The 22,903-nt window shown below is 62.1% G+C and carries 23 protein-coding genes and 1 pseudogene; 13 read left to right on the forward strand and 11 right to left on the reverse strand.

The annotated features are described in order from the left end of the window. Nucleotides 1-202: 202 nt before the first annotated feature. From IB234_RS23240 to IB234_RS24065, 3 genes and pseudogenes are all read right to left on the reverse strand, one after another. The gene (locus IB234_RS23240) at nucleotides 203-586 is read right to left on the reverse strand and encodes a hypothetical protein (protein WP_192322229.1); all 384 of its coding nucleotides are present in this window, start codon (nucleotides 584-586) and stop codon (nucleotides 203-205) included. A 442-nt stretch (nucleotides 587-1,028) separates the two neighbouring features. Beyond that, the gene (locus tag IB234_RS23245) at nucleotides 1,029-1,358 is read right to left on the reverse strand and encodes an XRE family transcriptional regulator (protein ID WP_192322230.1); all 330 of its coding nucleotides are present in this window, start codon (nucleotides 1,356-1,358) and stop codon (nucleotides 1,029-1,031) included. After that, a pseudogene (locus tag IB234_RS24065) lies at nucleotides 1,351-1,485 on the reverse strand (addiction module toxin RelE); the annotation flags it as partial. The gene IB234_RS23245 and the pseudogene IB234_RS24065, both read right to left, overlap by 8 nt. A 138-nt stretch (nucleotides 1,486-1,623) precedes the next feature. Between IB234_RS24065 and IB234_RS23250 the strand changes: the two are divergent. Genes IB234_RS23250 through IB234_RS23265 form a run of 4 tightly spaced genes read left to right on the forward strand, consistent with a single transcriptional unit; the run spans nucleotide 1,624 to nucleotide 4,754 of the window. Then, nucleotides 1,624-2,154: an iron transporter gene (locus IB234_RS23250; RefSeq protein ID WP_192322231.1), complete on the forward strand. Its 531-nt coding sequence runs from the start codon at nucleotides 1,624-1,626 to the stop codon at nucleotides 2,152-2,154. A 45-nt stretch (nucleotides 2,155-2,199) separates the two neighbouring features. After that, complete coding sequence (locus IB234_RS23255; RefSeq protein WP_192322232.1) at nucleotides 2,200-2,520, forward strand: cupredoxin domain-containing protein; 321 nt, start codon at nucleotides 2,200-2,202, stop codon at nucleotides 2,518-2,520. Between the two features lie 9 nt (nucleotides 2,521-2,529). Continuing rightward, the gene (locus IB234_RS23260; protein WP_192322233.1) at nucleotides 2,530-3,384 is read left to right on the forward strand and encodes an FTR1 family iron permease; all 855 of its coding nucleotides are present in this window, start codon (nucleotides 2,530-2,532) and stop codon (nucleotides 3,382-3,384) included. Then, nucleotides 3,381-4,754 (forward strand): 4Fe-4S binding protein, encoded by a 1,374-nt coding sequence (locus tag IB234_RS23265; protein WP_192322234.1) that lies wholly within the window; start codon nucleotides 3,381-3,383, stop codon nucleotides 4,752-4,754. The genes IB234_RS23260 and IB234_RS23265 overlap by 4 nt, the downstream gene beginning before the upstream one ends. Nucleotides 4,755-4,761: 7 nt before the next feature. Here the strand turns inward: IB234_RS23265 and IB234_RS23270 are convergent, their stop codons facing one another. After that, nucleotides 4,762-5,076: an ATP cone domain-containing protein gene (locus IB234_RS23270; RefSeq protein ID WP_192322235.1), complete on the reverse strand. Its 315-nt coding sequence runs from the start codon at nucleotides 5,074-5,076 to the stop codon at nucleotides 4,762-4,764. Between the two features lie 386 nt (nucleotides 5,077-5,462). Between IB234_RS23270 and hemN the strand changes: the two genes are divergently transcribed. The 5 genes from hemN to IB234_RS23295 all read left to right on the forward strand — a co-directional run bounded on the left by hemN (nucleotide 5,463) and on the right by IB234_RS23295 (nucleotide 10,817). Further along, on the forward strand, nucleotides 5,463-6,848 hold the full coding sequence (gene hemN / locus IB234_RS23275; RefSeq protein ID WP_192322236.1) for an oxygen-independent coproporphyrinogen III oxidase: 1,386 nt from the start codon (nucleotides 5,463-5,465) through the stop codon (nucleotides 6,846-6,848). Nucleotides 6,849-7,170: 322 nt separating this feature from the next. After that, nucleotides 7,171-8,973, forward strand: coding sequence for a HAMP domain-containing protein (locus tag IB234_RS23280; protein ID WP_192322237.1), 1,803 nt, complete (start codon nucleotides 7,171-7,173; stop codon nucleotides 8,971-8,973). After that, the gene (gene narL, locus IB234_RS23285; RefSeq protein WP_192322238.1) at nucleotides 8,970-9,599 is read left to right on the forward strand and encodes a two-component system response regulator NarL; all 630 of its coding nucleotides are present in this window, start codon (nucleotides 8,970-8,972) and stop codon (nucleotides 9,597-9,599) included. The genes IB234_RS23280 and narL overlap by 4 nt, the downstream gene beginning before the upstream one ends. 111 nt (nucleotides 9,600-9,710) lie before the next feature. After that, on the forward strand, nucleotides 9,711-10,388 hold the full coding sequence (locus IB234_RS23290; protein ID WP_192322239.1) for a Crp/Fnr family transcriptional regulator: 678 nt from the start codon (nucleotides 9,711-9,713) through the stop codon (nucleotides 10,386-10,388). A 30-nt stretch (nucleotides 10,389-10,418) separates the two neighbouring features. Further along, nucleotides 10,419-10,817, forward strand: coding sequence for a putative zinc-binding protein (locus tag IB234_RS23295; RefSeq protein WP_192322240.1), 399 nt, complete (start codon nucleotides 10,419-10,421; stop codon nucleotides 10,815-10,817). Nucleotides 10,818-10,824: 7 nt separating this feature from the next. Here IB234_RS23295 and ubiT read toward each other — a convergent pair whose 3' ends face one another. From ubiT to IB234_RS23330, 7 genes are all read right to left on the reverse strand, one after another. Further along, on the reverse strand, nucleotides 10,825-11,298 hold the full coding sequence (ubiT, locus tag IB234_RS23300) for a ubiquinone anaerobic biosynthesis accessory factor UbiT (RefSeq protein WP_192322241.1): 474 nt from the start codon (nucleotides 11,296-11,298) through the stop codon (nucleotides 10,825-10,827). Continuing rightward, entirely contained in the window at nucleotides 11,295-12,182 is an 888-nt protein-coding gene (locus tag IB234_RS23305; RefSeq protein WP_192322242.1) for a U32 family peptidase, read from the reverse strand. The genes ubiT and IB234_RS23305 overlap by 4 nt, the downstream gene beginning before the upstream one ends. 7 nt (nucleotides 12,183-12,189) lie before the next feature. Further along, the gene (gene ubiU / locus IB234_RS23310; RefSeq protein WP_192322243.1) at nucleotides 12,190-13,185 is read right to left on the reverse strand and encodes a ubiquinone anaerobic biosynthesis protein UbiU; all 996 of its coding nucleotides are present in this window, start codon (nucleotides 13,183-13,185) and stop codon (nucleotides 12,190-12,192) included. Nucleotides 13,186-13,319: 134 nt separating this feature from the next. After that, entirely contained in the window at nucleotides 13,320-14,567 is a 1,248-nt protein-coding gene (locus IB234_RS23315; protein ID WP_192322244.1) for an acyl-CoA dehydrogenase family protein, read from the reverse strand. Between the two features lie 211 nt (nucleotides 14,568-14,778). After that, nucleotides 14,779-15,285 (reverse strand): ATP-dependent zinc protease, encoded by a 507-nt coding sequence (locus IB234_RS23320; protein ID WP_192322245.1) that lies wholly within the window; start codon nucleotides 15,283-15,285, stop codon nucleotides 14,779-14,781. A gap of 502 nt (nucleotides 15,286-15,787) precedes the next feature. Then, nucleotides 15,788-16,420: a response regulator transcription factor gene (locus tag IB234_RS23325; RefSeq protein ID WP_192322246.1), complete on the reverse strand. Its 633-nt coding sequence runs from the start codon at nucleotides 16,418-16,420 to the stop codon at nucleotides 15,788-15,790. A gap of 22 nt (nucleotides 16,421-16,442) precedes the next feature. Further along, nucleotides 16,443-18,695 carry a PAS domain S-box protein gene (locus tag IB234_RS23330; RefSeq protein WP_192322247.1) on the reverse strand — a complete coding sequence of 751 codons (2,253 nt, stop codon included), beginning with the start codon at nucleotides 18,693-18,695 and terminating at the stop codon, nucleotides 16,443-16,445. 231 nt (nucleotides 18,696-18,926) lie between these two features. On the opposite strand from IB234_RS23330, the gene IB234_RS23335 reads away from it, so the two are divergent. From IB234_RS23335 to IB234_RS23350, 4 genes are all read left to right on the forward strand, one after another. Beyond that, complete coding sequence (locus tag IB234_RS23335; protein WP_192322248.1) at nucleotides 18,927-20,549, forward strand: acyl-CoA synthetase; 1,623 nt, start codon at nucleotides 18,927-18,929, stop codon at nucleotides 20,547-20,549. A gap of 108 nt (nucleotides 20,550-20,657) precedes the next feature. Beyond that, complete coding sequence (locus IB234_RS23340; RefSeq protein ID WP_192322249.1) at nucleotides 20,658-20,984, forward strand: DUF485 domain-containing protein; 327 nt, start codon at nucleotides 20,658-20,660, stop codon at nucleotides 20,982-20,984. Next, nucleotides 20,981-22,642, forward strand: coding sequence for a cation acetate symporter (locus IB234_RS23345; RefSeq protein ID WP_225580777.1), 1,662 nt, complete (start codon nucleotides 20,981-20,983; stop codon nucleotides 22,640-22,642). The genes IB234_RS23340 and IB234_RS23345 overlap by 4 nt, the downstream gene beginning before the upstream one ends. Before the next feature lie 125 nt (nucleotides 22,643-22,767). Beyond that, the coding region (locus IB234_RS23350; RefSeq protein ID WP_192322251.1) for an acyl-CoA dehydrogenase N-terminal domain-containing protein at nucleotides 22,768-22,903 on the forward strand (136 nt) is incomplete at its 3' end.

Consider the following 22,903-nt stretch of genomic DNA (forward strand, 5'->3'; position numbering starts at 1 on the left):
TTGCTATGTATGTAATGGCAAGGGGGAGGCACAGGATGAAAATATAGCCCGCAAAGGTGAGGATCATTGCCTTGGGCTCTGAAAATCCGTTCTCGAAGTAGACGCTCATCCTTGGCTGCCTCTAACGATTAAGCTAACGGGCAGGCAAAAGCGTAGCTTTTGACTGTCCAGCGAACGAAGTGAGCGGCAGTTGAGCGCATTGTTAGGCAACATGCAAACCTGACCCGTCACGCCAGTACATAAGTGATTCGTATTGAAATGAAACCAGAAAATGGGCTTCACACTCCGCAGAAATGCGCCTTAAAAATAGCTCTAAATCGCGCAGCGGTGAAAGCCCCTCTGGCTCTGGGCCTTTTACCCTGAAATAACAGCGTGTTGCTACAGGAAAAGATAAGCCCTTTGCTTCTTCTGCATAGATGGCTGCATCTGATGATTTTGTGGCACTTACTGAAAGGCCAGACTCAAAATAGGCATCAACAGACCGTTCAGTTAGTTCAATATTGTGTGCGCCAATTTTTTCGAGAATTCTGGCTATTTCGGATGTTGCAAGACGGCTATCTGCTTCGAGATGGATGTCGAGTCCCATTTTGTTGCCTAACTATAAGTAGGCGACAAAAGTGGGGTAATGTTTTCCGCCATTTGTGTCGCATAACGTTCCTTGTTACGAGCTAAGCTTTTGATTTTCCTGCTTCGCTGAGAGGCAAACGCGACTTGCGGCAGGATGAAAAGCGACACTCGCCAAGACCGTGGCACCAGACGGCGCCGTCAAGAGAGAAAGCTACGGGGGCGGAGGTAAGAATGTCTAGGGAGACTGTCGAAAAGGTGTCGAAATCACAGACCAAGGAATGCCAACCTTAGCCAGATCGACCACATCGGGAGGCCCAGATTCACCAGCATTGGTCAATGAAGGCCATCAGTGAACAGAGCTAGAAGCTGGTTCAAATCCCCCCGGCTCCACCAAATAAACCCCTGATTTTCCTAGAGAAATTCAGGGGTTTTTCTTTGGGTGTCGAAAAGCTGTCGAAGAATCACGTCGGGGAGGCTTCGGCACCAATCTCGGCAAAGTTACTGATCTTCACCGCGCCGTCAGGGAAACGGGCGATGACTTCCAACTGGCCACCCATAGCCTCGATATGGCTGCGCAGGGTGGAAATATACATATCAGTCCGCTTTTCCAGTTTGGCAATCGACGGTTGCTGTACATGCAGGACCTCAGCCAGCACCTTCTGTGAAAGACCGCGAGCCTGACGCAGCTCATTGAGCGGCATTTCAGCTAGCAGCTCCTGGGCCTTTATCTCGACTCGGGCCTGAGACTCAGGCCCCATCTTTGCGCGTAGCTCTGCAAATTTCTTAGCCATCTATCAAGCCCTCCTTCCGAAGCTGTTCCAGATGTTCGTCATACAAACGGTCAGCCAGCGGGACATTAGTTTCATACCAGCGGCCATCGCCAGTCTTGTCACCACCAATCAACAGAATGGCCGGACGCCAGGTACAACCGTGTACAGCTCTACAGTTGATCAAACTCAACTCCACCCCGTCCCTTTCCGCAAAATTGACAAGAATCATTACTGATTAGCTTTGAGCTTCATACGCTGGCGCCAACACTTCTCAACTGGAGCCCATATGAAGCCCACTGCCCTGCTTCCCCTCTGCCTCCTTCTCGCCACAGGCGCCACCATGGCCAAGGAATACCCCATCGGGGAGCCCCGACAATGCGCTGGCATGGAAGTCGGTGCCGTTTATCTGCAGCCGATCGAGATGGACCCACCGGGCATGATGCGCCCTGCCGCCGAATCAGACGTGCACATGGAGGCGGACATCAGTGCCTTGGAAGACAACCGCCACGGCTTTCAGGAGGGGAGCTTCGTGCCCTATCTCTCCATCTCATACACCCTGCAACGGATGGGTAGCGACAAGGTGATGCGCGGGGACTTCCACGCGATGGTCGCCAGCGACGGACCGCACTACGGCGACAACCTGAAACTGGACGGCCCCGGCCAGTACCAGCTCACCTACAAGGTGTCCCCTCCTGGCGGACATCACGCCTTCGGTCGCCATACCGACAAGGAGACCGGCGTAGCGGCCTGGTTCGAGCCCTGCGAGCTCGAGTACAGCTTCACCTTCGCCGGCATCGGCAAGAAAGGCGGCTACTGAGCTGGCCCGGTGCGCCATGGAGCGCACCTGCTCGCAGGAGAGCACATGAAAATCCTTCCCCTCATCGTGCTGATGCTGGCACTTCCTGCCTGGGGAGCGCCGCTGCCGACCTATGAGCTGCAGATCAGCGACGGTCACTTCACTCCACCCCGCCTGACCGTGCCTGCTGGGCAGCGCTTCAAGATCATCGTGCACAACGTCGGCCAAGGGCCGATCGAGTTCGAGAGCCTGCCCCTGCGGGTGGAGAAGGTGCTCAGCCCCGGCGTCACCTCGTTTGTCGTGATCCATCCGCTAAAGCCTGGTCGGTACAGCTTTTTCGACGAATTCCACCTCGATCTGCCCGGCGGCTACATCGAGGCGCAGTAGGAAGCAGATATGGAACAGGCATTACTGATTGTCTGGCGCGAGAGCGTCGAGGCCCTGCTGGTCATCGGGCTGCTTTACGCGTGGCTGAAACGGCAGCAGGAACGGCACCGATACACGCACCTGCTCTGGCTCGGGGTGTTGGGCGGTATCACCCTGGCCGTTGCGCTGGCCGCACTGATGGTCCTTGCGGGCAGTTGGATGAGCGGAGAGGCCGGCGAATGGTTCCAGGCGGCCATGTGCGCCACGGCCAGCGTGCTGATCCTGCAGATGGTGATCTGGATGCGCCACAACGGCCGGGAACTGCGCGGAAGCCTGGAAGAACGTGCCGAACATGCTCTGGACCAGAGTCGACGCAGTGGCCTGGTAGCCCTGGTCGCTATCGCCGTGGCGCGTGAAGGTAGCGAGATTGCCATCTTTCTGTACGGCTCCGCCGGATCCACCAGCGCATCCGGGATGCTGCTCGGAGCGGGGCTGGGTGCACTGCTCGGGGCATTGAGCTTCGCCTTGCTGCAGTTGGGCAGCCGAATGATGGACTGGCGCCGCTTCTTCGCCATCAGCGAAATACTGATGATCTCGCTTGGCGGCGCCATGCTGATGAACGCCCTTGATCGAGCCACGGGGCAGCTGATGGGAATGGATCTGCCTGACCAGTTCTACGGCTGGCTGGGCGACCCCGTGTGGGACAGCTCTGCCTGGCTGGACGACGGCTCCAGCGTCGGCGGAATGATCGCAGGGCTGACGGGCTACCGGGCCATGCCTTCAATCCTCTCAGTTGCTCTGCTCGCCGGTTTCTGGACGCTCGCCTACTGCTGGCGGCGCACTCCCCGGCAGTACCGGCAGGGAGCCCCTCGGGGCCTGGTATGACAGCAGGCCTGAATCGCTGGCTCGGCGCACTGGGCGACGCCATGAGGCGTCGCGCCGGGCTCATCCGCAAAGCGCAGTGGGCTGTCGTAATGAGCTACGCCATCCTGCTGGTGATTCCGGCAACGCTTCCTCTGCCGGACAATCAGGCGCGCATTCTGGACAACCTGACGCTGCTGGCCCAGTTCATTTTCTGGGGCATCTGGTGGCCCTTCGTACTGCTCTCGATAGTGCTGTTCGGGCGCGTCTGGTGTGGACTGTTCTGCCCTGAAGGCTCGCTGACCGAATGGGCCAGCCAGCATGGGCGGGGGCGCGGCGTGCCGCGCTGGATGCGCTGGGGTGGCTGGCCGACAGTCGGCTTTCTGCTGACCACCCTGTATGGCCAACTGATCAGCGTCTACGACTACGCCCAGGCAGCCCTGCTCATCCTCGGGGGATCGACCCTGGCCGCCATGCTGGTGGGCTTCCTCTATGGCCGTGGCAAGCGGGTATGGTGCCGCTACCTCTGCCCTGTCAGCGGTGTCTTCGCCTTGCTGGCGAGGCTGGCGCCGGTGCACTTCCAGGTCGATGAACAGCGCTGGCGAGAGAATCTCCCGCCCCATCTGCCTCCGCCCAACTGCGGGCCGCTGCTGGACATCCGCCGCATGCGCGGAGCTTCCGCCTGCCATGCCTGCGGACGTTGCAGCGGACAACGCAATGCGGTTCGCCTGATCGCACGCTCCAGCAGCTCGGAGATCGTCGAGCAGGGCAATGAAACGGACAACCACTGGGAGCCTCGCCTGCTGCTGTATGGCGTCATCGGGTTGGCCATCGGCGCATTTCAATGGACCATCAGCCCCTGGTTCATCACGCTGAAGCAGACCATGGCCGAATGGCTGGTCGGGCAGGACATTCTCTGGCCGCTTCACGCCTCGGCCCCCTGGTGGGTGCTGACTCACTACCCTCAGAACAACGACGCCTTCACCTGGCTCGATGGCCTGGCTATCTGTCTCTATCTGGCCGCCAGTAGCATGCTGCTGGGCGGCGCGCTGCAACTCCTGCTGCAGACCGGCAGCAGGCTGGTCGGGCAGCCTGCTGCCTTCGCTCGTCACCTGAGCCTGTGCCTCATTCCCCCCGGCGCGCTCGGCCTGTTCCTCGGCCTCTCCTCCACCACCGTCAAACTCTTGCGCTACGAAGGGTTCCTGCTCACCTGGGTGCAACCCGCGCGGGCAGCCCTTCTGGCCGGCGCAGCGTGCTGGAGCCTCTGGCTTGGCTGGCGAATCTGCCAGAAGCTGTCGGCGCACCAGCAAGTAGCGCCGCTGGCCGGCCTGCTGCTGGCCAACGGCTTGCTGGGATACTGCTGGTGGCTGCAGTTCTGGGGATGGAGCGCCTGAGGGAGTCTCAGGACTGCAACGGGCGCTGCCGCGCATTGCGCTCCCGGTGGACTATGTAGGCGCTGGCGGTGGTGTAGTAGCCGGCCTCCATGAGGATCAGTTCGACCTTCTCCTGCACCTGTTCCACCGCCAGGCATTGGAAGTCCAGCAACCGGGACAACACGGCATCGGCCAAAGCCTTCGCCTCATAGGCGCCGAACTGCCTGGTGGCCTGACCTGCCGCCTCGATGGCGCGCTCGATCTTGTCGATATCGAAAGACACCTCGCTACCGTCGCGCTTGATCAGCTTCTGCGGGCGATAAGGCATTTGCTCGGGACTCATTTCCAACCCTCCTGAGGCACATCATCTAGTCGTTTTTCTTGCTGCGAACACAAGACAGGATGAATGTACGGCGGGAGATTGAGCTTCACTTGATCATGGTCAAATCTGATCCTGCCGCGTTCGTGAACCATGTCACTACCACGCCGATCAGCCACCAACACCTCGGCAAAACACTACCAGGCGCTCTACTTTTTTTGGCGGGAGACTCCTCCCACACCTTCACGAACGGAAACCGTCGGTCAGACGTCCTCTTCGCTAGCCAGCTATAAAAACACACATCGACTGCGGCACTTACGAGGTGCCGCAGCACCAGGCGCCAAACCGTGCGCCTAGCCTGTTGCAGAGACCTCCTGTGTAGAGCAGAGGTCTGGAAGGAGTAGATTTACATGACACACGCCTTGAGCTTCGACCGTTCCCTGGTCAAGAAATATGATCGACCTGGCCCCCGCTATACCTCCTACCCCACCGCGCCCCAGTTCAACCAGGCCTTTGCCCTGGACGACTATCTGCAGGCCGCCGCGCTGAGCAATCAGGCACCGGCCAAACAGCTGTCTGTCTATATCCACATCCCGTTCTGCAAGAGCCTCTGCTATTACTGCGCCTGCAACAAGATCATCACGCAGAAGACCCACCGAGCCGTCGAGTATCTGGAGTACCTCAAGCGCGAAATCGCCATGCAGGCGCAACTGTTCGATCAAACCCGCAAGCTGACCCAACTGCACTTGGGCGGTGGCACTCCGACCTACCTGACCAGCGAGCAACTCGACGAGCTGATGGGCTGCCTGCGCGAGCATTTCAACCTCGACGAGAGCGACAACCACGAGTTCTCCATCGAAGTCGACCCGCGGACCATCAGCCTCGAACGCATCACCGAGCTGCGCGCACAGGGCTTCAACCGCCTGAGCTTCGGCGTGCAGGACTTCGACGAGCAAGTACAGGCTGCCGTCAATCGCGTGCAGAGCGAGCAACAGATCTACGATCTGGTCAGCGCCGCTCGCCAGGCCAGGTTCAAATCCGTATCGGTCGACCTGATCTATGGCCTGCCGTTGCAGACAGTGGCCAGCTTCGACACCACGCTGAGCAAGATCATCGCCCTGCGCCCGGACCGCATCGCTGCCTACAGCTATGCACACCTGCCCGAACTGGTGCGAGCACAACGCCTGATCCGCCGCGAAGACATGCCGCCACCGGAGCGCAAGCTCGAGCTGCTGGAGCTAACCATCCAGCGCCTGACCGCAGCGGGTTACGTCTACATCGGCATGGATCACTTCGCCCTGCCGGACGACGAGCTGAGCCTGGCCCGCGAACAGGGCACCCTGCAACGCAACTTCCAGGGCTACTCCACCCATGCGGACTGCGACCTGATCGGCCTCGGCGTCTCGTCGATCAGCAAGGTGGCCGACAGCTACAGCCAGAGCGTCAAGGAGCTCTCGCAATACTATGCCCGCATCGATCAGGGGATGTTGCCGGTGCACCGCGGCTATCGCCTGAGCGCCGATGACGTGCTGAGGCGTGATGTGATCAGCGCCCTGATGTGCCACGGCCGGATCGAGTACGCCGAGGTGGAGGCCCGCCACGGTATCCGTTTCCTCGAATACTTCGCCGAATCACTGGTGCGACTCGAAGAACATCTGGCCGATGATCTGGTAGAGGTAACAGAAGACGCACTGGTGTTGTTGCCGCAAGGGCAATTGATGATGCGCAGTGTGGCGATGGCATTCGACGCCTACCTGGGCGAAGGTCAGAACGGCCGTTTCTCACGCACCATCTAGCACACGCCCTCGACGGCTCCCTGGCCCATGGAAGGGCCATCGCCAGCAGCCGCTGGCCTGGCAGTTGGCCGATATGTCGGGCAGACCGATGACGCTCGAGTCGCCACACCTCGAATGAGCCTGCTTCATCCCGCCGGCCACGAGTATCCTCACTCCCCCTCCTGCGCCGACATCCTTTCCTTCTTGATCCCCGTCAAGGAGGCAGCGACGACCCGAGTCCTAAGATCCTCGCCAGATACCTCTAAAGAGATACCCCGCCCAAGACAGAGGGATATCTGACGGAATCGACACTGCATCGGAACTCAGCAGGAGGTTGGCCAGCATGCTGGATTGGCTGAAGGGCTCCCTGCCCGCTCGCGCAGGCCTCTCGGTCCTGTTGATCGCCACGCTCACCCTATGCAGCGCACTTAGCGCCGTACTGATCGCCTGGGTCAGCGAGAATGACGCGGCCGCCATCAACACTGCCGGCTCCCTGCGCATGGCTACGTACCGCCTCGCCTGGCAGCTCGAAGCGAGCGCGGCGCCCCAGGAGATAGGCCTGCTGCGCGACGACATGCAGCGGCGCCTGAACAGCGATACTTTGAAGCACATGATCGAAGACGACCAGGATAGTCCGGTCGCACGTGCCTACGGTGATATCCGGAGGCAATGGCAGGAGCACCTGCTTCCAGCGCTCGAACATCGCGACAGCGGCGTCTTCCAGCAACAGTCAGAGCTGTTCGTCGAACGGCTCGAACAGTTCGTCATGTTGCTGCAGCGGCAGAGCGAGCACCGCCAGAACTGGCAGCAGAGTATCCAGGGAGCATCACTGCTGATGACCGTGATCATCCTGCTGGTTGGCATGCTCGAGCTACAGAACAGCGTGATCAGGCCCTTGCAGAAGCTGCTGAGCGCAACCGACCGCTTTCGCGCAGGTGATCTCGATGCTCGGGTCGAGTACCGCTCCACCGACGAACTCGGGCGGATGGCGGACAGCTTCAACGCCATGGCCGACGCCATCGAAGAATCCCATCGCACCCTCGCCTCCCGCGTCGCGGAGAAAACCCAGCAGTTGGCACAGAGCAATGCGGCACTCGAGCTGCTCTATCAGAGCAGCCGCAGCCTCGCCAGTGCCACGGCGAGCGCCGCCCAGCTCGACACCCTGATCGACTGCTTTCAGCAGCGCCTGCCCGGTCTGCGCCTGAGCCTGTGCCTGAAAGGCGAATCCCAGGGGCCGGTGGAGCATGTGCTTGCCCTGCATGGCAGCGCGGAAAGGGACATCTGCGCACGCAACGACTGCTCCAACTGCAAGCGTCACTGCGGCCCCAACAGCCTGATCTACCCCATCAGCTCGCAAGGCAACAACCTCGGCGAACTGCGTGCCCACTACCTCGACGGCCACCCACCACGCCCCTGGGAATGCGAGCTGATCCAGGCTCTGGCACACCTGGTCGGCACCTCACTGTCGCTGGAGCGTCAACGCGAACAGGACAATCGCCTGCTGCTGCTGGACGAGCGCACGACCATCGCCCGCGAGCTGCATGACTCCCTGGCCCAGGCCCTGTCCTACATGAAACTGCAGGTGAGCCGCCTGCAGACACTCATTCGTCGAGGTGAAAGTGACGAGCATCTTCTCGATGTCAGCGACGAGCTGCGGGATGGTCTGAACAACGCCTACCGCCAACTACGCGAACTGCTCACCACCTTCCGCCTGCAGATCCAGGACGGCGGCATCACCCAGGCACTCGATGATGCGGCGCGCGAGTTCGCCGAGCGCGGCGCCATTCGCGTGTTGTTCGACAGCACGCCGCTGGCCTTCAACCTGTCCGCCACCGAACAGATACACCTGCTGCAGATCGCTCGCGAGGCGCTTTCCAACTGTGCCCGCCATGCCCTGGCCAGCCAGGCCTGGCTGCGCCTGCGGCAAAGCGCCCAGGAAGTGGAACTGCTCATCGAAGACGACGGCATCGGCATCACGCCGGGCTTCGACCCGCGCCAGCACCACGGCCTGAACATCATGCACGAGCGCGCCCGCAGCCTCGGCGGCAGGTTGACCATCACCTGCCGCGAGCAGCAGGGCACACGCGTCGAGCTGCACTTCAGCCCCGCGTTTCTGGGGCAATTGAAACATGAGGCCACCCTATGAATGCCCACACCCTGATGCTGGTCGACGATCACCCGATGATGCGCCGTGGCATCCGCCAGCTGATCGAACTGGAAAGCGATCTGGTCGTGGTCGGTGAAGCGAGCAATGGCGAGGAAGCCTGCGCCGAAGCCCTGAGGCTTGCGCCGGACCTGGTGCTGCTGGACAACAACATGCCCCAGCTCGGAGGCCTGGAAACGCTGAAGCGCCTGCGCGACCAGGGCTTCGCCGGCAAGATCCTGCTGTTCACCGTCTCCGATGCGGAGAGCGACGTACGCGACGCCATGCGCTTCGGTGCCGACGGCTATCTGCTCAAGGACATGGAGCCCGAGCTACTGATCGCACGGCTGCGTGACGTGCTGGGTGGCACCCTGGTAGTGAGCCCTTCGCTGGCCACCGTGCTGGCGCAAGCCCTGCGTACCCCGCAGAGCGCCGGCTCACTGGACCTGACCGAGCGCGAGCACCAGGTACTCAAGGGGATCGCTTCCGGACTGAGCAACAAGATGATCGGCAACACCCTCGGCATCGCCGAAGGCACGGTGAAGGTCCATGTGAAGAACGTGCTGCACAAGCTGGGACTGCGCTCACGCGTCGAGGCAGCGGTATGGGCCCTGGAGCATCTGCGCTGAGACCGTCGGCGGGACATTCACCGAGAGCGGCCCACCTCTTTGGAGGTAGTGCCTAGGAGGAATGGGAGCACCAGGGTACCCCACCTACCATTTGGCCCATGGAGGTGAACCATGCTTACCGATTCTTCGACACGGGCGTTCCTGCGCCAACACCACTTGTTCGACCGACTGCCAGAGGCGCTCTTCCAGGAGATCTGCTGCCTGGCGATCCACCGGCGCCTGGAGGTGGGCTCCGTGCTCTTCCACCAGGGCGATGAGGCCGACCGCTTCTATCTGCTGCTGGAAGGCCAGATCACCCTGACCCGGGTATTGCCCGAGGGCCAGGAGAAGCTCGTGGAAGTCATTGCCCCGGGGCAGAGCTTCGCCGAGGCGCTGCTGTTCAGCGGCAGCCGGAACTATCCGGAGACCGCCAACGCACTCAAACCCAGCAGCCTGATCAGCATCGATGGCGCGCACTACCGGCGTGTGCTGGAAGAGCAGCCCAAGGCCTGTCTGGAATTGCTGACCAGCCTCAGCACCCGGCTGAGCCAGAGGCTCAACGAGATCGATACCCTGGCCCTGGGCAACGCAAGCCGCCGGGTCGTTCGCTATCTCTGCCAGGAGCAGGAAAGCCCCGCCGGGCAGATACGACTGAGCGTGCCAAAACGCATGATCGCCTCGCAGCTCGGCATTCAGCCGGAGACCTTCTCGCGAATCCTGCACCGGATGATCGACGCAGGCCTCATCGCGATGGAGCGTCGTGTCATCCGCGTTCTCGATCGCCCCAGCCTCGTCAGCTACCAGGAGTAGTCCGCAGGCAACGCCGACCAGGAGTCCCCCATGAAAAACCCGAAACTGCCCCTCGTGTACTCCTGCTCCGGCTGTTCCAACGTCGCACAACTCGCCAACACCATTGCCGTTCGCCTGGACCGTGCCGGCCTGGCCGAGATGTCCTGCATCGCCGGTGTTGGCGGGCGCGTGTCGTCACTGGTCAGCACGGCCAACAGTGGCCGCCCCATCCTGGCCATAGATGGTTGCCGCCTGCAGTGCGTGCGCGGCTGTCTCGACCAGCACGACGTACAGGCCAGTGTCCACCTGGTCCTCAGCGAGCAAGGCCTGAAGAAACGCTACGGAGAAGACTTCTCCAGCGAGACAGTCGACGAGGCGTACCTGGAAGTCGTCAGGCTGCTGGATAGCGAGGAGATGCAATTCCGTCCCCTCGTCACCGTCGATGACTGAGGCACCCTCAGGCGGAAGCTTGCCGAACCTCTTCGCCCATCCGGCGAAGCAGGAGCCAGAGCCGGGGCGGAAGCTGATCCGGGTCCAGCCCGTCCAGCAGGTTCTTCACTCCCAGTCCCAGGTCAGTATCGCCCTCGATCACCAATCGGCGTCGGAAGAACAGGGTGTCCGGGTCTTCCTGACGGCTGGCCAGCAGGAGGAACTCCCGCCAGCGGCCACGGATGCAAACGTCTCCGGAGGCCCGCTCTTCTATGCGCAGGCGCACGCCGTCGTAGGTCAGGCACCAGGCCAGCTGGAGATCGGATATCTCCAGACGCAGCCAGCGGCCCTCGAGAAGGTTGAATGAACCATCGGCAAGCGGCTCGGCGAACACTTTCGCCACGGCTCGCTCCATCAGCTCGCGCTGCAGGACAAAGGGCAGGTGTCGCCCAAGCGGCAGAAGGGGCTCACCCACGCGTAACGCCAGGCTGACAAGGTTCATAGTTCGGCTCCATCGATTCGCAACATGCCCGGCTGGCCATGCCAATACCCATTGCAACCATCCAGCGCCAAAGGCGGCATCGAGCCGGCACGGACCTCGGCGAAGGACTGAATGATGCTGGCCATGCCTTCGTAGCGAGGGCTCAGGCGCAATACGTCGATACCGGTCGCCGCCATCTCCGGATAGTCCGGAAGCAGGTTGCAGACTTCGGCAGACATGGTCTGGATGCCATTGAGCGTGAACAGCGCCTGGTTTTCCTGGCTGTACATGGGGATGCCCTCGGGATAGTTCAGGCAACAGAAACGACAGTCATCCTTGGGCCGGTTCTCTGCTCGCGCGGTGAAGCAACGGGCCGAATAGGCCAGGGGCAGGTGGCCATAGGCGAACAGCTCGACCTGAGGCCGTTGCCGCCCCAGCACGTCCAGCTGATGCAGGCAGTCCTGCAGCAGGTGCCGCGAGATTTCCACGGGCGGCACCCAGCGCCGCAGGCCGCAATCGATCAGCTCACTCAGCGCATGGGCGTTGTACAGATTGAGTGCCGGCCCGGCCACGAACGGTGCGTTGCGTTCACGCAGCAGCTGCACGGCGCCGATGTCGTTCGCCTCCACCAGCAACTCGCCGTTATCGCACAGGCGTTTCAGGCTGGACAGCTCGGACGACGCCTCGACCAGCGTCAGGCCGGAGAGCACCAACTCCGCACGGCTGCACTCGCGCAGCTCGCGCGCCAGCCCCAGCCAACCATCGAGCGACATGGCCCGGCGTTTGGAGCAGACCGTCTCGCCCAGGTAGATGATGTCCAGCGGCTGCTCCGCCATATCGGCATAGAAATTCAGCAACCTCTCGCGGCTCCAGTAGAACAGCACGGGACCCAGACTCAGCTTCATATCGACCTCACTGCCAGGATCTGTGGTAGGCGCCGAGCGTGGTCTGGCTGCCTTCGGATAGCCCATCCAGCGCCTTGCGCCACTGTTCTTGCACGGCGAACTGCCGCGGTGCCCGTGCATAGGCATCCAGTGCCTCACGCCAGACCCTGGTCACCTGTTCGACATAAGCGGGGCTGCGCTGGCGGCCCTCGATCTTCACGGCGGCGATACCCATGCCCACCAGCTCCGGAATCAGGTCCAGGGTGTTCAAGCTGGTCGGCTCTTCCAGCGCATGGAAACGGTTGCCGTCCACCACGAAACGCCCCTTGCACAGGGTCGGGTAACCGGCGGACTCCGTCGGGGAATAGCGATCGATCAGCACGCCCCCCAGGCGCGAACTCAGCCCCTGGGCATCCTCCTGCCAACGGACCGCCTTGGCTGGCGAGCACACCCCGCAGAGGTTGGGCGACTCACCGGTGACGTAGGAAGACAGGTGGCAGCGGCCCTCGGCCATGATGCACAGGCTGCCGAAGGCGAAGACCTCCAGCGGTACCGTGCATTTCTCCGCCAGTTGGCGCACCTGGGCCAGCGAGAGTACGCGAGGCAGCACGGCACGTCGGATGTTGTAGCGCTGCTGGTAGAACGCCAGCGCGGCAGCGTTGGTAGCCGAGCCCTGGACCGAGAGATGCAAATTCAGATCGGGGTGGCGCCGACAGGCATAGGCCAGCACGCCAGGGTCGGCGGCGATCAGCGCATCCACCCCCAGGTCAGCGGCACGGTCCACAGCACGCTGCCAGCGTTCCCAGCCACCTGGCTGGGCATAGGTGTTGACCGCCACGTAGAGTTGCCGCCCGGCACGACGTATCAGCTGGAGACCGGTGTCCAGCTGCCGCTCGCCCAGGTTGAGCCCTGCGAAGTGGCGTGCGTTGGTGTCATCTCGAAAACCAACATAGATGGCGTCAGCCCCCTGCTGCAGTGCAGCTTTCAGGGCAGGCAGACTGCCCGCCGGGCATACCAGATGCATGACTCGACCTCTAGTGCTTGGGGTGTCGCGATACTCTAGGCAGGCCGGCTGCCCGCGCCTTGACTGCAATCAAGCCGCTCCCCGGCCATCCCTCTCCGGGGTAGGGTTCGCACCGCGCTGCTGATACGACCGGTTCAGGAGGCGAATGGAGTCAGATAGGCAGCCGACTGCCCAAAGCGGGTAGAACTCTCGCCGAGCTCCCATCTGGCCAGGCTGCGTAGATGAACTTCGTCAGGACCATCCGCGAATCTCAGCGCACGTCCCCAGGTGAAGAAATCCGCCAGCGGGGTATCAGGGCTCATCCCCATCGCCCCGAATACCTGCATCGCACGATCCACCACCCGGCAAAGCACCCGAGGTATCTGAGCCTTGATCATCGCTATTTCCCTGCGCGCGACCTTGGCTCCGACCTCATCGAGCATCCACGCAGTCTTCAGCACCAGCAGACGCGCCTGTTCGATATCCAGGCGAGACTCTCCGATCCAGTCGCCGATGTTCGCGTACTGCGATAGATGACGGCCAAATACGCACCGCTCCTGGCAGCGTTCCAGCATCAGCTGCAACGCCAATTCGGCCATGCCGATGGCCCGCATGCAGTGGTGAACCCGCCCGGGCCCCAGCCGTGCCTGGGCCATCATGAAGCCATCCCCCTCTCGCCCGAGCAGATTGACCGCAGGCACCCGGACGTCGCGCAGAAGAATCTCCGAATGCCCCTCGGGAGAGAGATGGTTGAGCACCGGAATGTTGCGCAGCACCCGCACCCCCGGCGTGTCGAACGGCACCAGGATGATGCTCTGCTGCCTGTGCGGCTCGGCCTCGGGATCGGTCTTGCCCATCACCAGCAGCAGCCGACACCGAGGGTGAGAGGCATTGGTGATGAACCATTTGCGACCATTGAGCACGTAGTGATCGCCATCCCGGCGAATAAGGGTCTGCACATTGCTGGCGTCCGAGGACGCAATGTCAGGCTCGCTCATCGCGAATGCCGAGCGGATCTCGCCCTCCAGGAGAGGATTGAGCCAGTCCTGGCGCTGCTCGGGTGTCGCAAACAAATGCAGCAGTTCCATATTGCCGGTATCGGGAGCGCTGCAATTGAACACTTCCGACGCCCACGGAACCCTGCCCATGATTTCCGCCAGGGGGGCGTACTCCAGGTTACTCAGCCTCGTCCCTGGCTCGTCACTGCCCAGTGTCGGCAGGAACAGGTTCCACAAGCCCTCGCTGCGCGCCAGGGCCTTGAGATCGGCCATGAATGAGACCGGAAACTGCCCATCACGAACCTCGGCCAACCACTGGCCGTGGCGCGGAACCACGTGGGTGTCCATGAAGTGCTGCAGTCGCAGGCGCAGCTCCTCCACCTTGGGGCTAAAGGAGAAATCCATTGGGTCATCCTCAGGTTGGGATCAGGGGAATCCCAGCCTAAGGAGGGCTATCCGGACCTCAAAGGATACTGGACGGGGTAAATAGGCTGATCATCACGCGGCCTTGATTCACCCAGGGCTTGACGGCGATCAAGGCGCTCATCCTCGACCAGACGAGCTCTGCTCGGCTATCTGCGACAGACACTGCCAGTCGGGATTTCGACCGAAAGCATCAAGCAGCTTTGCACTTAGGCTCGACGGTGAAGGTCTGCGTGACGTCCACCGTTCCCAGCCTTTCCAGCGTGCGCCGCCCGATCAGGACCGGGTAGAGCATCTTGCTTCGGTTGTTGAGGGAGAATTCCTCGTCGTAGATCTTGTTACCTATGCACATCTTCAAGCGCACCACCGGACGGCGGTCGGCCCCGCCAGCGCCCCTCACCTTGATGTTGCGTATCACCTTGCGCTCGAACGGAATGCTCACCAGTTCGTCGGTATTGCTGTCCTTCACCTCGACGCTGAATTTCACCCATGTCTCACCATCCTTATCGAAGCGTTCAATCTCGGATGCATCGACGGACGAGGTGAGCGCTCCCGTATCCAGCTTGAGCTTGAGGGATACGCTTTCAGGCAGCAGCAGCCCCTCCTCGACCCAGCCGAAGCTCCTGGTCTGGCTTGCGGACAGAGCTGGTGCACATAGAAACACTGGAAGCAGAGCAAACAGGGCAAGTAGGCGGTTCATGGCAGATTCCTGCGAAAGAGCACCGAATCTATGGCGTCTGGCAGCAGCCAATGTTCCGTAAAAATCACCTTCTGTCGATGAATGGAGGCGTAACGCATCGCACGTGCAGACAGGCGTCTGGTGGCGCGAGTGGGGGGACGGAAGCAGCGGGTTGGCGACCACCATTTCTTGGTATTCGGGCGCGACTCGGATCGCCGTGAATATTGCTGAAACTTCCCTGCAGCCCTCGCGGTCATCCCAGCAGATCGACCAATATCAAGGGCACGGACATGACATTCATCGGCGTACTAGGCGGCTCGTTTTTCCTGATTGTCGGATGGCTGTGCCTGGAAGCAATCGGGTCGCAGGTTCCAACGTCCAGCCCTCCCCGATGACCGCCCCCCCCCCGGTGGCGGGGCCCGATAAGTCGAGGAGCGATGCACCACCATGACATCGAGATATCTGGCTGCTGCAGAATGGCAGGGCGAACGAGGCAGGCCGTCCAGCCGCCACCGTCGCTGTCCTACCTCAGATGCAGAGGATCGATCAGCTTTACGGCAATCGCCATGCCGACCAGATCGGCCAGGCGCTCTGCCTGCATTCGCTTCATGACGCGGGAGCGGTAGAGGTCGACCGTCTTCACACTGATATCCAGCTGCTCGGCAATTTCCCGATTGGTATAGCCCTGTACCAGAGGCAACAGCACATCGCGCTCGCGCGGCGTCAGGCTGGCCAACCTGCTCAACAGGCCGTCGTGATCGCTGTTGCCGGAACGGCTATGTTCGAAGCGGCTCAAGGCCTGCTGAACGCTGTCGAGCAACAGCTGCTCGTTGTACGGCTTCTCGATGAAGTCGCAGGCACCGGCCTTGAACGCCCGAACCACGATGGGAACATCGGCATGACCACTGACAAAGATGATGGGCAAGACGTTGCCTCGTGTACGCATCTCTTCCTGCACATTCAACCCGCCCATTCCGGGCATGCGGACATCCAGCAGCACACAAGCATTCAGGTCCGCATCGCAAGCATCGAGAAATGCCCGGCCACTGGTAAAGGGAATCGCCTGCAAGCCTACCGACTCGAGCAGCCAGACCGTGGAATCGAGCATTCCCTGGTCATCGTCCACCACATACACCACCTGCTTGGCAGCAGTCATCCCGTCGTCCTCATTGTTGTTATCACTGTAAGGGCAGCCGGCAACGCATCAGCAACCCGCCGTCGGGCAGACGCTGCCCATCCAGCGCTCCACCGAATCCCTCGATGATGCTGCGGCTCATCGAAAGCCCCAGACCCAGGCCATCTGGCTTGCTGGTGTAAAACGGCGTGAACACTCGCTCGAGTTCCGCATCATCGAGCCCCGGCCCCTGGTCGCGCACATCCACCTGTACTTCACCACCCGGCACATGGCTGGCCGCGAGAATGATGCGCGACGAACACCCTGCATGGGTTTCCCGATTGGCGTCGATGGCATTGCGCAGCAGGTTGAGCAGAACCTGTTCCAGCAGAACCCGATCGGCGTATACCGGCGGCAGATTGTCGGGCAATTGCTCCTCGATCACCACCAGGCAGGCCGACGCCTCCCAGGCGCACAGGCGTACTGCCTCCCGGGCCACCTCGGCCACATCCAGCGCCTGCATGCGCCGCTGGCCCTTGCGCAGGAAACCACGCAAGCGCTTGATCACCTCGGAGGCATGGTTGGCAAGCTCGGTGATGCGCTCCAGCCCCTGGGCCACGCGTTCGGCTGCCTGCGGGTTGCGATCCAGAGACTGCAGGTAGCGCTGGCTGGCGCTGGCATAGTTGACCACGGCAGCCAGCGGCTGGTTGATCTCGTGGGCTATGCCGGAAGCCAGCTCCCCCAGGGTCACCAGTCGCGCGGTGTGCGCCAGCTCGTCCTGGTGGCGTCGCTGCTGTACCTCCCGCAGCTCTCGCTCGGTCATGTCGCGCGCGACCAGCGAGTAGTACCGCTCTCCTCCCGCAGCACGATGGGCCAACAGAACCAGGGATACCGGCACCGAGGCGCCCCCCGAAGGAGGCTGCAGGCGGGAGTCGTGACTCCAGACGCCCGTCTGCTGAGCCTTGTCGCGCCCAGCCTGCAGGCGAACCAGATCGTCCTGGGCGAACAGCGCCGCGAGCGCAGGCATCGGCTGCTCTTCGTCCAGTTGCAGGACGTTGCGGGCCGCTGGATTGAGGTAGGTGATCTGGTCGTCCGAGTCGATGAACAGCACAGGATCGGTATTGGCCTCGACCACTTCGGCCAGCCGCCGCTTGTTCTCTTCGGCCTGCACCCGTGCGGTGATGTCACGCGACACGCTCACCACCTCGACCACCGTTCCGGTGTAGGTTTCGCGAATCGCTCGGCTGGCAGTCTCGAACCACAGGTAGCGCCCATCCCTATGGCGAATGCGATAGGTCATCGTGTGGTAACCGTCGGTCTCCAGAGCGTCGCGGGCGCGCTGGATCAGCTGTGCCAGATCCTGAGCGTGGAACAGTTTCTGAGCCAGCTGGCCGCGTAACTCCTCCGGCCAGTAGCCGAGCAGGGTCCACGAGGCCGGGGATGCGTCGAGAAAGCAGCCATCGGGGGTATGCCGGGAAATCAGGTCAGTCGTGTTCTCGGTGATCAGTCGATACAGGCGCCTGGCCTTGGCCGCCTCACGCTCGGCCAGAACCTGCTCGGTGGCTTCGCGGCAGCGAGCCAGCACACGCCGCTCCTGAGGGTCGGGAATGAAGCTCCAGATCAGTATCCGTCCGTCGCATTGCGCCTCAACCTCCTCAACGGCCCGACACTGATCGAGACAAGCCCGCACCAGCGAGACGTGGTTGACCGGCAGGAAACGCACCACCGAGCCGGGCGGCTGATCGGCCAGCAGCGCCAGCAAGGCCGCATTGAGTTCCAGCGGGTCACCCTCGGCATCCAGCAGCAGGCTGGGCTGTGGATCGTGGCCGAGCAGCGGGGAGGCCCTCAGCAGGTCGCTGGACATCGCCAGCAGCGTCGAGAGCAGCTCCTGCACCCAGCCCATCCAGTCTAGGCTGACGCCGTCACGAACATCCACCAGCAACAGGCCGTGCAGGCCGGGTTGCAAGGCGAGGGCAAACACCTGGCCATGACTGATCGCCGCCCTGCGCAAGCGACCTGACAACCAGCAATCGAGGCCGCGTACACGCTCCAGGCTCAGCCGCCCCTCACCCATCAGGAGATCGAACAGCACCTGATCGCTGGCCAGCGATGGGTCACCCTGCCCTGGGGGTAGCTGCTGACCGCTACCCTCATGGCCGTATATGCCGACGCCCTCCAGCCAGCTCAGGTAATAGGCCTGCTGCACCTCGGGGCAACCCCGCAGCGCTCGGCACAGAGCATCGGCGCGGGCGGATAACGACACGCCCTCGCGCTGCAGGCGCAGCCAGGTATGCAGGCGGACCGGATTCAGACTCATCGAGGGCTCCATATGGAAAACGACGACAGCATATATCCATGCCTCACACCTAGGCTGTACACCTTCTGTCTAAATCAAATTAATATAGTAAAAATACTATACTACTCAGGTAGTAATTCCATACTCGCTACGACTTGATGTATAAAATCCGTCGAATGATCTGCCGTTCGCCCTATCTCGCGAAAAAAAGCAGACAAATCAGAGCTAACAATCAGCCACCGGATGCCCAGCATGTCGATCTTCGAACAGGGTCTTGCCCCTGCAGCCGTGAACCACATCGCCCTCTCGCCGCTCAGCTTCATCGAGCGCACCGCCAGCGTCTATCCGAACTACCCGGCCGTGATCCATGGTTCCATCCGCCGCACCTGGGCGGAAACCTATGTCCGTTGCAGGCGCCTGGCCTCTGCACTGGCAGGACGAGGAATCGGCAAAGGCGACACGGTGGCAGTGATGCTGCCGAACATCCCGGCCATGCTCGAGGCACATTTCGGCGTGCCGATGATCGGTGCGGTGCTCAACACCCTCAACGTGCGCCTGGATGCCGAGGCGATCGCCTTCATGCTGCAGCACGGCGAAGCCAAGGTGGTGATAGCCGATCGCGAGTTCTTCGACGTCATCCATGCAGCCATCGGCATGCTCGACCACCCACCGCTGGTGATCGACGTCGACGATCCGGAATATGGCGAGGGCCAGGCGGTCAGCGATCTGGACTACGAGGCGTTCCTCGCCGAAGGTGACCCCGAGTTCGCCTGGCAGTGGCCGGACGACGAGTGGCAGGCAATCAGCCTGAACTACACCTCAGGCACGACCGGCAACCCCAAGGGGGTGGTCTACCACCACCGCGGTGCCTACTTGAATTCCCTGGGCAACCAGATGACCTGGGCCATGGGCAATCACCCGGTCTATCTGTGGACCCTGCCGATGTTCCATTGCAATGGCTGGTGCTACCCCTGGACCATCACTGCGTTGGCGGGGGTGCATGTGTTCCTGCGCCGCGTCGACCCGCAGAAGATCCTCAACCTGATTCGGGACGAGCAAGTCACGCACCTATGCGGCGCCCCCATCGTGCTCAATGCCCTGGTCAATATGCCGGCCGAAGCCAAGGCGGCCATCGACCACCCCGTCAACGCGATGGTCGCCGGGGCGGCACCGCCAGCCAAGGTGATCGGTGCCGTGGAAGAGATGGGCATCCGCGTCACCCACGTCTACGGTCTGACCGAGGTCTATGGCCCGGTGACCCTGTGTGCCTGGCATGAGGAATGGGACGCCCTGCCACTGGAGCAGCGTGCCGAAATCAAGGCACGCCAGGGTGTTCGCTACCCGACCCTCGAAGGAGTGATGGTCGGCGATCCGAAGACCCTCGAACCAACGCCACGCGACGGCCAGACCATCGGCGAGATCTTCATGCGCGGCAATACCGTGATGAAGGGTTACCTGAAGAACCCCAGCGCCACGGCCGAGGCCTTCGGCGGCGGCTGGTTCCATACCGGTGATCTCGCGGTATGCCACCCGGACGGCTACGTGGAAATCAAGGACCGCCTGAAGGACATCATCATCTCCGGTGGCGAGAACATCTCCACCATCGAGCTCGAAGGCGTGCTCTATCGGCATCCGGCCGTTCTGGAAGCAGCCGTGGTCGCACGACCGGATGAGAAATGGGGCGAGACCCCGTGCGCCTTCATCACCCTCAAGGCCGACCACCAGTCGGTGCGCGAGATGGACATCATCGGTTTCTGCCGAGATCACCTGGCCGGCTTCAAGGTTCCCCGCACGGTGGTCTTCACCGTATTGCCGAAGACCTCGACCGGGAAGATCCAGAAGTACGTCCTGCGCGACATGGCCAAAGCACTGTAACCCCCACGAGTGGCACCAGGCGACCGGCTCCAGCCAGTCGCCCTGGCGTCCTTCGCCCGCAAAACGGCACTACAACCTCGGCAACAACAAAAACAAGGAGCCATCCCTATGACCAACGCTGAACTGTCCCACGCGCAGAGTTGCGATCGCATCCGCGCCAATCCCAAGTTCCAATACCTGGTACGAAGCCGCTCGCGCCTGGCCTGGTCGTTGAGTGCCGCCGTGCTTGGGGCCTACTACCTGTTCATGCTGGTGGTCGCTTTTCAGCCTGACCTGCTGCACAGCCCTGTGGCCGAAGGCCGTCAGATGACGGTGGGGATTCCAGTGGCCGCAGCGGTCATCGTGCTGTCCTGGCTGTGCACCGGCTGGTACGTCTACCGCGCCAATACCCGCTTCGACGCCCTCGGCGCCGACCTGCTGGAGGAGCTGAAATGATGCGCCTGCGCACTCTCGGCCTGGCCAGTCTGCTGCTGGCCCCCTGCAGCGCCTTTGCCGCCCCGATCGTCGCGGAGCAGCAACCGATCAATCTGCACGCCATCGCCATGTTCTTCGTCTTCGTCATGGCCACGCTGGCGATCACCTGGTGGGCCGCCCGGCAGACCAAATCGACCGCCGACTTCTACACCGCGGGAGGTGGGATCAGTGGCTTCCAGAACGGTCTGGCGATCGCCGGGGACTACATGTCCGCGGCCACCCTGCTGGGGCTTTCCAGCCTGGTATTCGCCAAGGGCTATGACGGTTTCGTCTACACCGTGGCGTTCTTTGTCGGCTGGCCGATCATCACCTTCCTGATGGCGGAACGCCTGCGCAACCTGGGACGCTATACCTTCGCCGACATCGTTTCCTATCGCCTGGACCAGACGCAGATTCGCACCTTCGCCGCCTTCGGCTCGCTGACGGTAGTCTGCTGCTACCTGGTGGTGCAAATGGTCGGCGCGGGTCAGCTGATCAAGCTGCTGTTCGGTCTCGACTACACCACGGCGGTCATGGTGGTGGGCGTGCTCATGCTGGTCTACGTGATCTTCGGCGGCATGATCGCCACGACCTGGGTTCAGATCATCAAGGCCGTCCTGCTGCTCGCTGGCGGCACCACCCTGGCCGTACTGGCACTGGCCGAGTTCGGCTTCAGCCTGGAAAACCTGGCCAGCCGCGCAGTCGAGGCTCATGCGATCGGCTGGGACATCATGGGCCCCGGCTCGATGCTGGCCGACCCGATCAACGCTGCCTCGCTGTCCCTCGGACTGGTGTTTGGCATCGCCGGACTGCCCCACATCCTGATGCGCTTCTTCACCGTGCCCAATGCCAAGGAAGCGCGTAAATCGGTGTTCTACGCCACCGGCTTCATCGGCTTCTTCTTCCTGGTCGTGATGGTGCTGGGCTACAGCGCCATCGTGATCGTCGGCACCGACCCGCAATTCTTCGTCGACGGTGACATCAAGGGCGTGCTGATCGGTGGCGGCAACATGGTCGCCATGCACCTGGCCAAGGCGGTGGGCGGTAACCTGTTCCTCGGCTTCCTCTCGGCAGTGGCCTTCGCCACCATCCTCGCAGTGGTGGCCGGCCTGGCTCTGGCAGGTGCATCGGCCATTTCCCATGACCTCTATGCCACCGTGCTGAAGAAGGGTGCCGCGAGCGAAAGGGACGAGATGCGCGTAACTCGCATCGCCACCGTGGCACTGGGTGTAGTCGCCATTGGCCTGGGCATTCTCTTCGAGAAGCAGAACGTTGCCTTCCTCGTCGGCCTGACCTTTGGCATTGCCGCCTCGACCAACTTCCCGGTGCTGATCATGGCCATGTACTGGAAGAACCTGACGACCCGCGGTGCCCTGGCCGGAGGCTTCACCGGACTGGTTACCGCGCTGGTACTGGTGATCCTGTCGCCGGCGGTATGGGTCTCCGTACTGGGCCACGAGCAGGCGATCTATCCCTACGACCACCCTGCCCTGTTCTCCATGCCACTGGCCTTCCTGGTCATCGTGGTGGTGTCCCGGCTGGACCGGAGTGCCCGGGCCGCTCGCGAGCGCGCAGCGTTCGACGACCAGTTCGTCCGCGCCCAGACCGGCCTCGGCGCTGCGGCGGCCTCCAGCCATTGAGCACGAAAACCATAGTCGGCGGTAACTCGGTGGCCGCCTGACCCTACGGGTCGCTGCATACGGCGACCCCTTTTTATTCCCCATGCGCCGGACATGCATGTCCGGCGCTCCGAACGAGGTGACCGATGCCCGAGTACAACGCCCCGCTGCGCGACATGCGCTTCGTCCTCCATGAAGTGTTCGAGGCCCCAGGCCTGTGGGCCCGCCTGCCGGCCCTGGCCGAGACAGTCGATGCCGAGACCGCCGATGCCATCCTGGAGG

Origin of the sequence: Pseudomonas sp. PDM16 (genome assembly GCF_014851865.1) — a bacterium.
Classification (GTDB): Bacteria; Pseudomonadota; Gammaproteobacteria; order Pseudomonadales; family Pseudomonadaceae; genus Aquipseudomonas.